Source organism: Corynebacterium sp. TAE3-ERU30, assembly GCF_019209925.1.
GTDB lineage: Bacteria > Actinomycetota > Actinomycetes > Mycobacteriales > Mycobacteriaceae > Corynebacterium > Corynebacterium megadyptis.
In genome coordinates this window covers 1-14,405 of sequence record NZ_JAHUTO010000002.1, presented here as the reverse complement: position 1 = coordinate 14,405, position 14,405 = coordinate 1, and the positions used below count along the sequence as shown (strand labels likewise).

The window sequence follows — 14,405 nt, the reverse complement described above, 5'->3', positions numbered from 1 at the left end:
ACGCCCTGCACACCCCGATACGCTCTGATGCGTAGTAGCGGAGGACCCCATGAGGGGTTCTCCGCTTTTGTGTGTCGTGCACTCCGCCGTCTCCCGCCGCCGCGATCACCGGCCTCCACCCACCACGCCGACGCAATGCATAGTTTGCAAACTACTGCATAAAAGATATACTTAGCTTCTATGACTATTTCTGTTGCCGTCGCTGGAGCCACAGGTTATGCCGGATCCGAGATCCTGCGCCTGCTGCTCGCTCATCCCGCCTATCTCAGCGGAGAGCTGCGCATTGGTGCCCTCACGGCGAATTCCACGGCTGGCCAGAGCGTGGCAGAGTTGATGCCCCAGCTGCTGCCGCTGCACGAGCGCGTCATTGAGGAGACCACCGCCGAGAACCTAGCCGGCCATGATGTGGTTTTCCTCGGATTGCCGCACGGTTTTTCCGCCGAGATCGCCCGCCAGGTCGGGGAAGAGGCCATCGTGATCGACTGCGCGGCCGATTTCCGCCTCCGCGATCCAGAGGCGTGGACGCGCTACTACGCATCAGAGCACGCAGGCAGCTGGCCCTATGGCATTCCTGAGATGCCTGGCCACCGCGAGCAGCTGCGCGGTGCCACCCGCATCGCCGTGCCGGGCTGCTTTCCCACCGGCGCCACCTTGGCGCTGATGCCCGCAGTAGCGGCAGGACTCATCGAGCCCGATATTGCGATCACCTCCATCACGGGTGTCTCTGGCGCCGGCAAGAAGGCGGCGGTGCCGCTGCTGGGATCGGAAACCATGGGTTCACTCAAGGCCTATAACACCGCCGGTCAGCACCGCCACACCCCCGAGATGATTCAGAACCTCGCGGAGTTCACCGACAGCGAGATCACCCTCAGCTTCACCCCGGTGCTGGCCCCGCTGCCGCGCGGCATCCTCACCACCGCAACCGCCCCGGTTCGTCCCGGGGTGAGCGCGGCCTCCGCCCGCGCCGTGTATGAGCAGTTCTACGCCGAGGAGCCCTTCGTGCAGCTGCTGCCCGCCGGCCAGCAGCCCCAGACCCAGAATGTGGTGGGGGCGAATAGCTGCCAGGTGCAGGTGGAGCTGGATGAACTCTCCGGCCGACTACTGGTGACCTCCGCGATCGATAACCTCACCAAGGGCACCGCCGGTGCCGCGGTCCAGTGCATGAACCTGGCTCTCGGCTGGGAGGAAACGCTGGGTCTACCCTTGGTGGGTGTGGCCCCCTAAGGGCGCGGGGATTATCCCCTCTGCCCAGCGTTCGGCCTTCCACTGTTGTTCTTATTCCCTCACATAACGTCAAGGATTTTCGCCCATGAGCACTCAGAGCATCACCACTCCCGCCGGCTTTGTGGCTGCAGCAACGACTGCAGGCATTAAGCCCTCGGGCAAGTCGGATATGGCACTTGTGGTTAATCAAGGCCCGGAATTCGTGGCCGCCGGCGCTTTTACCCGCAATCGCATTGTGGCCTCTCCGGTGAAGCTATCGCGCACGGCCGTGGCTGATGGCCAGCTCACCGCGGTGCTGTATAACTCCGGTAACGCGAATGCCTGCAATGGTGTCCAGGGCGACAAGGACGCGGCGGAGCTCACCGCGCAGGTCGCCGCAGCTCTGGAGTGCAGTCCCACGGACGTGGCGGCGTGTTCGACCGGGCTGATCGGTGAGCCTTTGCCCATGGATAAAGCCCGCGCTGGCGTGCGCGCCCTGGTGAGTGATCTCGGTGATCACGGCGCTGCCGCCGCCCAGGCCATTCTGACCACCGACACCACCGATAAGCAGAGCTTCTTCAGTGGCGAAGGCTGGTGCATGGCCGGTATGGGCAAGGGCGTGGGCATGATTGCGCCCTCGCTGGCCACCATGCTGGCGTGCCTGACCACCGATGCGAAGATCACCGCCGCCATGGCCGATGAGGCGATCCACAAGGCCACCGCCGTCACCTTCGACACCCTCGATATTGACGGCTCGACCTCCACGAATGACACCGTATTCCTCTTGGCCTCGGGTGCTTCGGGCATCGAGCCCACCCAGGAGGAGCTGGATGCCGCGGTGCTCGCGGTATGCGCTGATCTGGCCGATGCCATGCAGGCTGATGCCGAGGGCGTGACCAAGCGGGTCAAGATCGAGGTCACCGGCGCCACCTCGGATGCTCAGGCGCTCAACGCCGCCCGTACCTTGGGCCGCGATAACCTCTTCAAGTGCGCGATGTTTGGCTCCGATCCCAACTGGGGCCGGGTGCTCGCCGCGGTCGGCATGGCCGATGCGGACATGGATCCGGAGCACATCTCCGTGTACTTCAACGATCACCCCGTGTGCATTGATACCGGCGGCACCCCGGACGCCCGCGAGGTGGATCTGTCCGGCGCGGATATCGATGTCCGCGTGGATCTGGGCATGGGCGGTGAGGGGTACGCCATGGTGCGTACCACCGATCTGTCCCATGCTTATGTCGAAATCAATAGCGCCTACTCCAGCTAAATAGCCGCCCACGACGTGCAGCGTGTTCCATTCGGGCACATAATCTAGCGACCCCCGCCGCACGGCGGTATCGCTGCGAGAGAAGAAGAGATGACGAACGACCTAACGAGGAATCTGGACAACGAAGTCCGGGCCAATGTGCTTGCTGAGGCGCTGCCCTGGCTGCAGCACTTCCGCGACAAGATCGTGGTGGTCAAGTACGGCGGCAACGCCATGGTGGACGAGGAGCTCAAGGCTGCCTTCGCCGCAGACATGGTCTTTTTGCGCACCGTGGGCGCCAAGCCCGTCGTGGTGCACGGCGGCGGTCCGCAGATTTCGAAGATGCTGAGCCGCGTGGGCCTGGAGGGGGAGTTCAAGGGAGGTTTCCGTGTCACCACTTCTGAGGTGATGGAGATCGTCCGCATGGTGCTCTTTGGTCAGGTCGGCCGCGATCTCGTGGGATTGATTAACTCTCATGGCCCGTATGCGGTGGGAACCTCCGGCGAGGATGCTGGCTTGTTCACCGCTACCAAGCGCTATGTCGATGTCGGTGGCGAGCATCTCGATATCGGACTCGTGGGAGATATCGTCGATGTCAATCCTGAAGCCTTGATGGACATCATTGATGCCGGCCGTATCCCCGTGGTCTCTACCATCGCCCCAGGGCTTGACGGCGAGGTCTACAACATCAACGCGGATACCGCCGCCGGCGCTCTGGCCAGCGCTATTGGCGCGGAGCGTCTGCTCATCCTCACCAATGTCGAGGGTCTCTATACCGACTGGCCCGATAAGTCCTCGCTGGTATCGAAGATCACCTCCTCGGAATTGTCGAAGATCCTGCCGCAGCTGCACGAGGGCATGATCCCGAAGATGGAATCCTGCCTGCGGGCAGTCGATCAGGGCATCAATGCCGCCCACGTGGTGGATGGCCGCATTGCCCACTCCGTGCTGCTGGAGCTGCTCACCGAGGGCGGTATTGGCACCATGGTGCTGCCGGATTCCTATGACACCGAGGACTATCCCGAGTCCACTATTTTTAGAAAGGACGCCTAAACCAGTCATGACTGCTCTTGAATCTTGGTCCGGCGCGCTGATGAACACCTACGGCACGCCCGCGGTGGAACTGACCTCCGGTGAGGGCGCCCATGTGCGCGATGCCGCTGGCAACACCTACATCGATATGCTCGCCGGCATCGCCGTCAATGCGCTGGGACATGCACATCCAGCGCTTGTCGACGCCGTCTCGCAGCAAACCCAGACCCTCGGGCATGTCTCGAACCTCTTTGCTTCGGCCCCCACCGTGGAGTTGGCGCAGCAGCTCAAAGCCCAGCTGTCCCGTCTCGACGAGGCGGCCGGGAAGAGCGCCCGGGTGTTCTTCTGCAACTCCGGAGGGGAAGCCAATGAGGCCGCATTCAAGCTTGCGCGCTTGACCAAGCGCTCGCGTGTGCTCACTGCGGTGCATGGTTTTCATGGCCGCACCATGGGCTCGCTGGCGCTGACCGGCCAGCCCGATAAGCGCGCCCCATTTGAGCCTTTGCCGGCAGGGGTGGAGTACTACCCCTATGGCGATATCGACGCGCTAAGCGAGATGGTTGCTCGCGCGCCCGAGGACGTGGCGGCCATCATGCTCGAACCCATCCAGGGCGAAACCGGCGTGGTGCCCGCGCCGAAGGGATTCCTACGGGATGTGCGCGAGCTATGCGATCGCCACGGGATCCTCATGATCGTCGACGAGGTACAGACCGGCATTGCTCGTACCGGCGACTTCTGGGCCTTCGAGCACGAAGCGGGAGTGATCCCCGATGTGATCACCATGGCCAAGGGCCTGGGCGGCGGGCTGCCGCTCGGGGCATGCATGGCCACTGGGCGTGCCGCTGAGCTCTTTGGGCCCGGCTCCCATGGCACGACCTTCGGCGGTAATCCGATCGTCTGCGCCGCTGGCCGCGTCGTGGTGGACACTGTTGCTGATCCCGCCTTCCTCGCGAGCGTGCGGCAGAAGGGAGAGCGCCTCGCGGACGGCGTCGACAAGCTAGAGCTGGTGGATCACGTGCGAGGTCGCGGCCTCATGCTGGGGCTGGTACTACACAAGCCTGTGGCGAAGAAGGTGGTAGAGGCCGGCTATCGCCACGGCCTGATCCTCAACGCCTGCGGCGATGACGTGCTGCGTCTGACCCCGCCGCTGGTGATCACCGAATCCGATATTGACACCGCGATCGTCCGTCTCGCCGAGACCTGTAAAGAGGTAGAACAGCAATGACCACAGTGCGACATTTCCTCGCCGATGATGACCTCAGCCCCGCCGAACAGGCGGAGGTGCTGCGTCTAGCCCTAGAGCTCAAGAAGGATCGCTATGCGAAAAGCACCTTCGCTGGGCCGCAGACCGTAGCGCTGCTGCTGGACAAGACCTCGACGCGCACCCGTTTTTCCTTCCACGCCGGCATCGCGGAGCTCCAGGGCAGCCCCATCGTGGTGAACACTGGCAGCAGCCAGATGGGCAAGGGCGAGACCTTCGAAGACACCGGCGCGGTGCTATCGCGTTTCGTCTCGCTCATCGCCTGGCGCACCTATGCCCACGAGAACCTCGAGCAGATGGCAACCACGGCCACGGTGCCGATCATCAACGCCCTAAGCGATGACCTGCACCCCTGTCAGATCCTCGCCGATCTGCTGACCTGCGTGGAGCATCTCTGCCCCGAAGCGGGCCCGGAGGGACTCCACGGAAGGAAAGCGGTGTATCTCGGCGATGGCGCGAATAACATGGCTAACTCCTATATTCTCGGCTGCGCCACCGCGGGCATGGACATCACCATCATCGCCCCCGAGGGTTTCCAGCCGGAGCAGCGTTTCGTCGAGCGTGGCCGCGCTATCGGCGAGCGCACGGGAGCCACCGTTGCCGTCAGCGCCGATGTGGCCGATGTCGCCGGCGCCGACGTGGTGATCACCGATACCTGGGTATCGATGGGCATGGAAGAAGACGGTATCGACCGCACCACGCCCTTCCAGCCCTATCAGGTCAATGCCGAGGTGATGGCGCAGGCTAAGGACGATGCCATCTTCCTGCACTGTTTGCCGGCCTATCGCGGCAGTGAGGTCACCGCCGAGGTGATTGATGGCCCGCAGTCGGTGGTCTTTGATGAGGCGGAGAATCGACTTCACGCCCAAAAGGCACTGATGGTGTGGCTGATGGAACACCAGGAAGGCGGTAGCGCGTGAGCCAGCCCGTATCCAGAACCGCCCGGCAGGCGCGGATCCTCGAGATCCTCAACGACAGCCGCGTCTCCAGCCAGGTGCAACTCTCCGAGCTTTTGCTCGACGAGGGCATCGATATCACCCAAGCCACCTTGTCCCGCGACCTCGATGAGCTGGGAGCGAAGAAGGTGCGCCCCGACGGTGGCCGTGCCTTCTATGCCGTGGGATACCAAGAACCCGCCGCCAGCAATGAGCTGCGAGGGCCACGAGAGAAACTGCGTCGGATGCTGGAAGAATTGCTCGTCTCTGTCGATCACAGCGCCAATATCACCGTGCTGCGCACCCCGCCCGGGGCCGCTCAATACCTGGCGAGTTTCATCGACCGAGTAGGGATGCACGAGGTAGTAGGCACGATCGCCGGCGATGACACGGTTTTCGTTCTGGCTAGGGAGCCGCTCACCGGCGCGGAATTGGCCGAGCGCTTCCGCAAAACCAGCCGCGAGAACAGCTAAGCCTCCCGCGATGATCAGAGTGCGCGCGTGCACCCTCATCATCGGGCAGCAGCAGACTACACTGTGAATGTTCCGCAGCAGCGAGAACTAGATACTTACACTGAAAACACACCATTGTGGTGACTACCACCAAGGAGAATGACTGATTATGACTAACCGCGTTGTGCTTGCCTATTCCGGCGGCCTCGATACCTCTGTTGCTATTCCGTACCTGGCCAAGATGACCGGCGGGGAAGTGATCGCCGTATCGATCGACCTGGGTCAGGGCGGCGAGGATATGGAGTCCGTGCGGCAGCGCGCCCTGGACTGCGGCGCCGTGGAATCCATCGTGATCGACGCCAAGGACGAGTTCGCCGAGGACTACTGCCTGCCCACCATCAAGGCCAATGGCATGTACATGAAGCAGTACCCGCTGGTGTCTGCTATCTCTCGGCCGCTGATCGTGCAGCACCTGGTGCAGGCTGCTGAGGAGCACGGCGGTACCCACGTCGCCCACGGCTGCACCGGTAAGGGCAATGACCAGGTGCGTTTCGAGGTGGGCTTCGCCGACCTCAACCCGGACCTGAAGGTGATCGCCCCGGCCCGTGACTACGCATGGACCCGAGATAAGGCCATTGCTTTCGCCGAGGAGATCAACCTGCCGATCGAGCAGTCCAAGAAGTCTCCCTTCTCCATCGACCAGAATGCATGGGGTCGTGCCGTGGAGACGGGCTTCCTCGAGGATCTGTGGAACCCGCCGACAAAGGATCTCTACGCCTACACCGAAGAGCCCACCCTCGGCAACGCCCCCGACGAGGTCATCATCTCCTTCGAGAACGGCGTGCCCGTGGCCATCGATGGCCGCAAGGTGAGCGTGCTCGAGGCCATCGAGGAGCTCAACCGTCGCGGCGGCGCCCAGGGCGTCGGCCGGCTGGACATGGTGGAGGACCGCCTGGTGGGCATCAAGTCCCGTGAGGTCTACGAGGCACCCGCGGCCATGATCCTCATCAAGGCCCATGAGGCCCTCGAGGACGTCTGCTTGGAGCGCGAGCTCGCCCGCTACAAGCGTGGCGTGGACGCCCGCTGGTCCGAGGAAGTCTATGACGGCCTGTGGTTCGCCCCGCTGAAGCGTTCCCTCGATGCCTTCATCGACTCCACCCAGCAGAACATCACCGGCGATATCCGCCTCGTGCTTCACGCCGGCAGCATCGTGGTCAATGGTCGTCGCTCCGAGAGCTCGCTCTATGACTTCAACCTGGCCACCTACGACACCGGCGACACCTTCGACCAGTCCATGGCCAAGGGCTTCGTCCACCTCCACGGCCTGTCCTCCCAGATCGCCTGCAAGCGCGACCGCGAGGCCTAAACTAGAGAGTCTGTGCGCCGATTCGAAGCCTGTGCGGCCTCGGGTCGGCGTCTCGGCTGTGTACCACCAACCAATTAAAGGAACTCACATGGATAAGCACGGAACCAACCAGGGTGCGCTGTGGGGCGGGCGCTTTTCCGGCGGGCCCTCCGAGGCGATGTTTGCGCTGAGCGTGTCGACCCACTTCGACTGGGTCCTCGCCCCCTATGACGTGCTCGCCTCGCAGGCCCACGCGCGGGTGCTGCACAAGGCGGGTCTGCTCAGCGATGAGGACTATGACACCATGCTCGCAGGCCTCGAACAGCTCGGCGCCGACGTGGCCGATGGCAGCTTCACACCGGACCCCAGCGATGAGGACGTACATGGCGCCATGGAGCGCGGCCTCATCGATCGCGTCGGTCCGCAGGTGGGCGGGCGGCTGCGCGCCGGCCGTTCCCGCAACGATCAGGTGGCCACGCTCTTTCGCATGTGGGTCCGCGACGCTATCCGTGAGATCAGCCTCGGCGTGCTCGAGCTTGTCGACGCCATCTCGCGCCAAGCAGCCACGCACCCCCGCGCAATCATGCCGGGCAAAACCCACTTCCAGGCTGCGCAGCCGGTGCTGCTCGCACACCAGCTGCTCGCGCACGCCCACCCGCTGCTGCGCGATGTCCAGCGCCTGCAGGACCTAGATAAGCGCCTCGCCGTCTCGCCCTATGGCTCCGGTGCTCTCGCCGGCTCCTCGCTGCACTTGGACCCCGAGGCCATCGCCGAAGAGCTTGGCTTTGATTCCGCCGCCGATAACTCATTGGATGCCACCGCCTCCCGCGATTTCGCCTCGGAGACGGCCTTCGTGCTGGCCCAGATCGCGGTGGATATGTCCCGCTTCGCCGAGGAGATCATTGCGTGGTCCACACCGGAGTTCAACTATGTCACCTTGGCCGATGCGTGGTCGACCGGCAGTTCGATCATGCCGCAGAAGAAGAACCCGGATGTCGCCGAGCTGGTGCGCGGTAAGTCCGGCCGCTTGATCGGTAATCTCTCCGGTCTGCTCGCCACCCTCAAAGCCATGCCCTTGGCCTATAACCGCGACCTGCAGGAAGACAAGGAACCCATCGTGGACTCCGTGCAGCAGCTGCAGTTGTTGCTGCCCGCCATGACTGGGCTGGTGGGCACTCTCACTTTCAACGAGCAGCGCATGCGCGAGCTCGCCCCCGCCGGTTTCACCCTCGCTACCGATCTCGCGGAGTGGATGGTGCGCGAGGGCGTGCCCTTCCGTGAGGCCCACGAGGCCTCCGGCGCCTGCGTGCGCCTCGCCGAGTCCCGAGGGGTGGACCTTGTTGATCTCAGCGATGAGGAGCTGGCCAGTGTGGATAAGCGGCTGACCCCGAAGGTGCGCGAGGTCCTCACCATCGATGGCGCCGTCGCCTCCCGCACCACCCGCGGTGGTACTGCCGGGGTGCGCGTCGATGAGCAACGCGAGCGCGTCGACACGCTCGCTGCCGAGTATCGGCAATGGGCCACCACACCCGTCATCGGGCGATAGGATGATATGCCATGAGTATTGATCCCGATTTGCTCGAGGTGCTTGCCTGCCCCCAAGACAAGGGACCGCTGAGCTATGACGCCGACGCGGATGTGCTGGTGAACCCTCGCTTGCACATTGCCTATCGCATCGACGATGGCATCCCTGTGTTGCTCGCTGACGAGGCACGCGACTTCCCCGAAAAATAATCCATCTTCTAGCCCTGAGGACTTTATGTCTGACAACATCATTGATGAGCTGCACTGGCGCGGCCTGATTAACCAGTCCACCGACCTCGATGCCTTGCGCGAGGCCTGCGAGAACCCGATCACCCTGTATTGCGGTTTCGATCCCACGGGCTCCTCGCTGCATGCCGGCCACCTCGTTCCGCTCATCATGCTCAAGCGCTTCCAGCAGTTCGGCCACCGCCCGATCGCTATCGCCGGCGGCGCCACCGGCATGATCGGCGACCCGCGCGACGTGGGGGAGCGGTCCATGCTCTCCGAGGAGACCATCGCGGAGAACGTCGAATCCATTAAGGCCCAGCTGGAGCGCTTCGTGGACTTTGGCGATGGCGACAACGGCACCGCCTTGATGCTTAACAATGCCGACTGGACCGGCCAGCTGAGCGTGATCGCATTCCTGCGCGATTTGGGCAAGAACTTCTCGCTCAACACCATGCTCGATCGCGACACCGTGAAGCGTCGCCTGGACAGCGATGGCATGTCCTACACCGAGTTTTCCTACATGCTCTTGCAGGCCAACGACTTCGTGCATCTGCAGCGCACCTACGATTGTGCGCTGCAGATCGGCGGCTCCGATCAGTGGGGCAATATCGTCTCCGGTGTGGATCTCACCCGCCGCCTGGATCAGAAGAAGGTGCACGGACTCACCGTGCCGCTGGTCACCGATGCCGATGGCCAGAAGTTCGGCAAATCCACCGGTGGCGGCAAGCTCTGGCTGGACGCGAAGCTCACCAGCGCCTACGCCTGGTACCAGTACTTCATCAACGCCGGCGATTCCGTGGTCATCGACTACATGCGCTGGTTCACCTTCCTCAGCAAGGAAGAAATCGCCGAGTACGAGCAGGAAGTAGCCGAGCGCGCCTACAAGCGTGAGGCCCAGAAGCGCCTCGCCCAGGAAATGACTGACTTGGTGCACGGCGTGGAGGCCCGCAAGGCCGTGGAACTTGCTGCGCAGGCCCTGTTCGGCCGCGGTGAACTCACCGATCTCGACGAGAAGACCCTGGCTGCTGCGGTCACCGAAACCTCCAATGGTGAGGTCGTGGATATCGCGGCCGATGAGCCGCACACCATCGTCGATCTGCTCGTGGCCTCCGGCTTGGCCGAGTCAAAGGGCGCTGCTCGCCGCACCATTAAGGAAGGCGGCGCCTACGCCAATAATGAGCGGGTATCCGACGCGGAGTGGGAGCCCAGCGCCGAGGACCTGCTGCACGGCAGCTGGTTAGTACTGCGCCGCGGCAAGAAGAACTTCGCGGGCGTGCGCCTGCTGACATAGCCGTATCTGTAGCGCTGCACGGCGAGGACCACGTGGGAACAGCCCGCGCGGTCCTCGTTTTTTGCGTATGTAGGGGAGAGGTGCGCTGTCGCCAATAGCGGTACAACTGAGCGCCTCACCTCCATCTCCCGATGTAGGAGGCAGGGGTAGTGGTGGGGTAGGTGCTTTCTGGCCGCGAGTACTCAGCACCGTCCGGCCCTCAGAGGGGCGGCAATAGGAGTGCATGACGTAGCTGTACCGGTGCCTGTTTTTTTGTGTTGTGCTGGGGTTTTGGTGTTGGGTGGGGGTTGTGTGTAGTGTTTTCGGAGTCAGCGAGACAGCCGGTGCGGTTGTGTTGGTTGTTTTGTTGGTGGTGAAGGTTTAACTGAGTGTTGTTCGGTTGTTGGTTTGACTGTTACGGCGCTTGTGTATTAAGCTTTCGACACGCTGCTTGATGGCACTGCTTGTGTGTGGTGTTTGATGGTGTGCGGATGTTGTTTGAGAACTCGATAGTGTGCCAGCTTTGTTTTGTTGATGTGTGCTGCTTTTGTTGTGGTGTGCGTGTTTGGTTGTGTGTGGATCAGGTGCCCTTGTGATTGGGGTTTGTTTGGTCGCATGTGATTTGATGCGTGTGCTGTTTTTTAGCAGTGTGTGTTGATGATTTTTTTGGGGGTGGGTTTTCCTCGTCGGATTCTGCCCCCTTGTTTTTTGTTTTTTTGCTAGTTTTGGGCTTTTCACGGAGCTTGTAGCTTTTTCTGATTGCACCTTTGTGGTGTTGTTGGTTTTTTGTGGAGAGTTTGATCCTGGCTCAGGACGAACGCTGGCGGCGTGCTTAACACATGCAAGTCGAACGGAAAGGCCCTAGTTTTGCTGGGGTACTCGAGTGGCGAACGGGTGAGTAACACGTGGGTGATCTGCCTTGGACTCTGGGATAAGCTTGGGAAACTGGGTCTAATACCGGATAGGACCATCGTTTAGTGTCGGTGGTGGAAAGATTTATTTTGGTTCAAGATGAGCTCGCGGCCTATCAGCTTGTTGGTGGGGTAATGGCCTACCAAGGCGTCGACGGGTAGCCGGCCTGAGAGGGTGATCGGCCACATTGGGACTGAGACACGGCCCAGACTCCTACGGGAGGCAGCAGTGGGGAATATTGCACAATGGGCGCAAGCCTGATGCAGCGACGCCGCGTGGGGGATGAAGGCCTTCGGGTTGTAAACTCCTTTCGGTACCGACGAAGCCTTTTTGGTGACGGTAGGTATAGAAGAAGCACCGGCTAACTACGTGCCAGCAGCCGCGGTAATACGTAGGGTGCGAGCGTTGTCCGGAATTACTGGGCGTAAAGAGCTCGTAGGTGGTTTGTCGCGTCGTCTGTGAAATCCCGGGGCTTAACTTCGGGCGTGCAGGCGATACGGGCATTACTTGAGTGCTGTAGGGGTAACTGGAATTCCTGGTGTAGCGGTGAAATGCGCAGATATCAGGAGGAACACCGATGGCGAAGGCAGGTTACTGGGCAGTTACTGACGCTGAGGAGCGAAAGCATGGGTAGCGAACAGGATTAGATACCCTGGTAGTCCATGCTGTAAACGGTGGGCGCTAGGTGTGGGGACTTTTCATGGTTTCTGTGCCGTAGCTAACGCATTAAGCGCCCCGCCTGGGGAGTACGGCCGCAAGGCTAAAACTCAAAGGAATTGACGGGGGCCCGCACAAGCGGCGGAGCATGTGGATTAATTCGATGCAACGCGAAGAACCTTACCTGGGCTTGACATGGACAGGATCGGCGTAGAGATACGTTTTCCTTTTTGGCTTGTTCACAGGTGGTGCATGGTTGTCGTCAGCTCGTGTCGTGAGATGTTGGGTTAAGTCCCGCAACGAGCGCAACCCTTGTCTTATGTTGCCAGCGCGTTATGGTGGGGACTCATGAGAGACTGCCGGGGTTAACTCGGAGGAAGGTGGGGATGACGTCAAATCATCATGCCCCTTATGTCCAGGGCTTCACACATGCTACAATGGTTGATACAACGCGATGCGAGCCTGTGAGGGTGAGCGGATCGCTTGAAAGTCAGTCTTAGTTCGGATTGGGGTCTGCAACTCGACCCCATGAAGTCGGAGTCGCTAGTAATCGCAGATCAGCAATGCTGCGGTGAATACGTTCCCGGGCCTTGTACACACCGCCCGTCACGTCATGAAAGTTGATAACACCCGAAGCCCATGGCCTAAGCCTTTTTTGGTGGGGAGTGGTCGAAGGTGGGATTGGCGATTGGGACGAAGTCGTAACAAGGTAGCCGTACCGGAAGGTGCGGCTGGATCACCTCCTTTCTAAGGAGTTTATTTTAGGTGTCATGGTTATATGTGACACCGCTTCTATTTTTAGTTGAAAATCCTGTATGGAACATGCGCGATCGTGAATGGATACGCGCGCCACAGCTGTGAGTGGTTGACGAGCATGTCGGCAATTTTTTAGGCAAAGTTGGTGCATTGTTGGGTGTCTGAGGCAACATGGTTGTCTTGTGGGCACACCAGGTTATCTACTGCCTTGTGGTGGTGGGTGGTTGGTGTGTGTGTTGTTTGAGAACTGTATAGTGGACGCGAGCAATTTTATTGTGTTTGTTCTTAGTGTTTTTTGATTGTTTGTGTGTCTGTTTTTTATTAAGGGCGCACGGTGGATGCCTGGGCATCGTCAAGCCGATGAAGGACGTGGAAGGCCGCGATAGTCCTCGGGGAGTTGTCAATCGAGCGTTGATCCGAGGGTGTCCGAATGGGGTAACCTAGCGCACGCTTTTTTGGGTGTGTGTTTCCTTGTGGTGAATGTATAGCTGCATAGGGGGTGTACGCGGGGAAGTGAAACATCTCAGTACCCGTAGGAGAAGAAAACAATAGTGATTCTGTGAGTAGTGGCGAACGAAAGCGGATGATGGCTAAAAGTCATGCGTGTGATACTCGGCAGGGGTTGCGTGTGGCTGGTTGTGGGGCATGTGTGTTGGTGATACTGCCGTGTCATCTCGATTGTTGGTGTGTGTGAGGCGAAGTGGTGTGGGATCACCTACCGTAGACGGTGAGAGTCCGGTAGCCGAACATGCGCATCAGTGGTTGTGTGCGTGTACCCGAGTAGCAGCGGGCTCGTGGAATCTGCTGTGAATCTGCCGGGACCACCCGGTAAGCCTGAATACTTGGCGTGACCGATAGTGTATGAGTACCGTGAGGGAATGGTGAAAAGTACCCCGGGAGGGGAGTGAAATAGTACCTGAAACCGTGTGTCTACAATCCGTCAGAGCATCCTTTTTGGGGTGTGATGGCGTGCCTTTTGAAGAATGAGCCTGCGAGTCAGCGGCATGTCGCGAGGTTAACCCGTGTGTGGGGTAGTCGTAGCGAAAGCGAATACTAACTAGTGTGTTTAGTGGCGTGTCCTGGACCCGAAGCGGAGTGATCTACCCATGGCCAGTGTGAAGCAGCTGTAAGAGGTTGTGGAGGCGCGAACCCACTTAGGTTGAAAACTGAGGGGATGAGTTGTGGGTAGGGGTGAAAGGCTAATCAAACTCCGTGATAGCTGGTTCTCCCCGAAATGCATTTAGGTGCAGCGTTGCGTGTTTCTTTGCGGGGGTAGAGCTACTGGTTGGTTGAGCGGGACTATCATCTTAGCAACATCAGCCAAACTCCGAATACCGTGAATGTTATAGCGTGGCAGTGAGACTGCGGGGGATAAGCTTCGTAGTCGAGAGGGAAACAGCCCAGATCGTCGGTTAAGGCCCCTAAGAGTGTACTAAGTGGAAAAGGATGTGGGATCGCGAAGACAGCCAGGAGGTTGGCTTAGAAGCAGCCATCCTTGAAAGAGTGCGTAATAGCTCACTGGTCGAGTGGTTCTGCGCCGACAATGTAGTGGGGCTGAAGTACACCGCCGAAACCACGACAGCA

At 60.5% G+C, this 14,405-nt stretch carries 10 protein-coding genes and 2 rRNA genes; all 12 read left to right on the top strand.

Going from position 1 to position 14,405, the window contains the following annotated elements; all coding sequences use genetic code 11:
- Positions 1 to 180 precede the first annotated feature (180 nt).
- A complete protein-coding gene (gene argC / locus KR227_RS03130; RefSeq protein ID WP_218363693.1) occupies positions 181 to 1,224 on the top strand; it encodes an N-acetyl-gamma-glutamyl-phosphate reductase in 1,044 nt (347 codons plus the stop codon).
- Positions 1,225 to 1,309: 85 nt separating this feature from the next.
- Positions 1,310 to 2,470 (top strand): bifunctional glutamate N-acetyltransferase/amino-acid acetyltransferase ArgJ, encoded by a 1,161-nt coding sequence (gene argJ, locus KR227_RS03125; protein WP_151550161.1) that lies wholly within the window; start codon positions 1,310 to 1,312, stop codon positions 2,468 to 2,470.
- Positions 2,471 to 2,560: 90 nt separating this feature from the next.
- Entirely contained in the window at positions 2,561 to 3,502 is a 942-nt protein-coding gene (gene argB, locus KR227_RS03120) for an acetylglutamate kinase (protein ID WP_151530252.1), read from the top strand.
- Positions 3,503 to 3,509: 7 nt separating this feature from the next.
- Positions 3,510 to 4,706, top strand: a complete 1,197-nt coding sequence (locus tag KR227_RS03115; RefSeq protein ID WP_218363692.1) for an acetylornithine transaminase — start codon at positions 3,510 to 3,512, stop codon at positions 4,704 to 4,706.
- Positions 4,703 to 5,662: an ornithine carbamoyltransferase gene (gene argF, locus KR227_RS03110; protein WP_218363691.1), complete on the top strand. Its 960-nt coding sequence runs from the start codon at positions 4,703 to 4,705 to the stop codon at positions 5,660 to 5,662. The genes KR227_RS03115 and argF overlap by 4 nt, the downstream gene beginning before the upstream one ends.
- Positions 5,659 to 6,150, top strand: coding sequence for an arginine repressor (locus KR227_RS03105; RefSeq protein ID WP_151550165.1), 492 nt, complete (start codon positions 5,659 to 5,661; stop codon positions 6,148 to 6,150). The genes argF and KR227_RS03105 overlap by 4 nt, the downstream gene beginning before the upstream one ends.
- A gap of 148 nt (positions 6,151 to 6,298) precedes the next feature.
- Positions 6,299 to 7,495 carry an argininosuccinate synthase gene (locus KR227_RS03100; RefSeq protein ID WP_218363690.1) on the top strand — a complete coding sequence of 399 codons (1,197 nt, stop codon included), beginning with the start codon at positions 6,299 to 6,301 and terminating at the stop codon, positions 7,493 to 7,495.
- A gap of 88 nt (positions 7,496 to 7,583) precedes the next feature.
- The gene (argH, locus tag KR227_RS03095; RefSeq protein WP_218363689.1) at positions 7,584 to 9,020 is read left to right on the top strand and encodes an argininosuccinate lyase; all 1,437 of its coding nucleotides are present in this window, start codon (positions 7,584 to 7,586) and stop codon (positions 9,018 to 9,020) included.
- 11 nt (positions 9,021 to 9,031) lie between these two features.
- Positions 9,032 to 9,208 (top strand): Trm112 family protein, encoded by a 177-nt coding sequence (locus tag KR227_RS03090; protein WP_151530246.1) that lies wholly within the window; start codon positions 9,032 to 9,034, stop codon positions 9,206 to 9,208.
- 25 nt (positions 9,209 to 9,233) lie between these two features.
- Positions 9,234 to 10,517 carry a tyrosine--tRNA ligase gene (gene tyrS, locus KR227_RS03085; protein ID WP_218363688.1) on the top strand — a complete coding sequence of 428 codons (1,284 nt, stop codon included), beginning with the start codon at positions 9,234 to 9,236 and terminating at the stop codon, positions 10,515 to 10,517.
- A 764-nt stretch (positions 10,518 to 11,281) separates the two neighbouring features.
- Positions 11,282 to 12,812: ribosomal RNA gene (locus KR227_RS03080) — 16S ribosomal RNA — on the top strand.
- Between the two features lie 320 nt (positions 12,813 to 13,132).
- Positions 13,133 to 14,405, top strand: a 23S ribosomal RNA gene (locus KR227_RS03075); the annotation flags it as partial.

What these genes read in the sequence shown, in the direction of transcription:
- argH (WP_218363689.1), top strand. Translation starts at nt 7,584, where the DNA reads ATGGATAAGCACGGAACCAACCAGGGTGCGCTGTGGGGCGGGCGCTTT.
- argB (WP_151530252.1), top strand. Translation starts at nt 2,561, where the DNA reads ATGACGAACGACCTAACGAGGAATCTGGACAACGAAGTCCGGGCCAAT.
- argC (WP_218363693.1), top strand. Translation starts at nt 181, where the DNA reads ATGACTATTTCTGTTGCCGTCGCTGGAGCCACAGGTTATGCCGGATCC.
- KR227_RS03115 (WP_218363692.1), top strand. Translation starts at nt 3,510, where the DNA reads ATGACTGCTCTTGAATCTTGGTCCGGCGCGCTGATGAACACCTACGGC.
- KR227_RS03100 (WP_218363690.1), top strand. Translation starts at nt 6,299, where the DNA reads ATGACTAACCGCGTTGTGCTTGCCTATTCCGGCGGCCTCGATACCTCT.
- KR227_RS03090 (WP_151530246.1), top strand. Translation starts at nt 9,032, where the DNA reads ATGAGTATTGATCCCGATTTGCTCGAGGTGCTTGCCTGCCCCCAAGAC.
- tyrS (WP_218363688.1), top strand. Translation starts at nt 9,234, where the DNA reads ATGTCTGACAACATCATTGATGAGCTGCACTGGCGCGGCCTGATTAAC.
- argJ (WP_151550161.1), top strand. Translation starts at nt 1,310, where the DNA reads ATGAGCACTCAGAGCATCACCACTCCCGCCGGCTTTGTGGCTGCAGCA.
- argF (WP_218363691.1), top strand. Translation starts at nt 4,703, where the DNA reads ATGACCACAGTGCGACATTTCCTCGCCGATGATGACCTCAGCCCCGCC.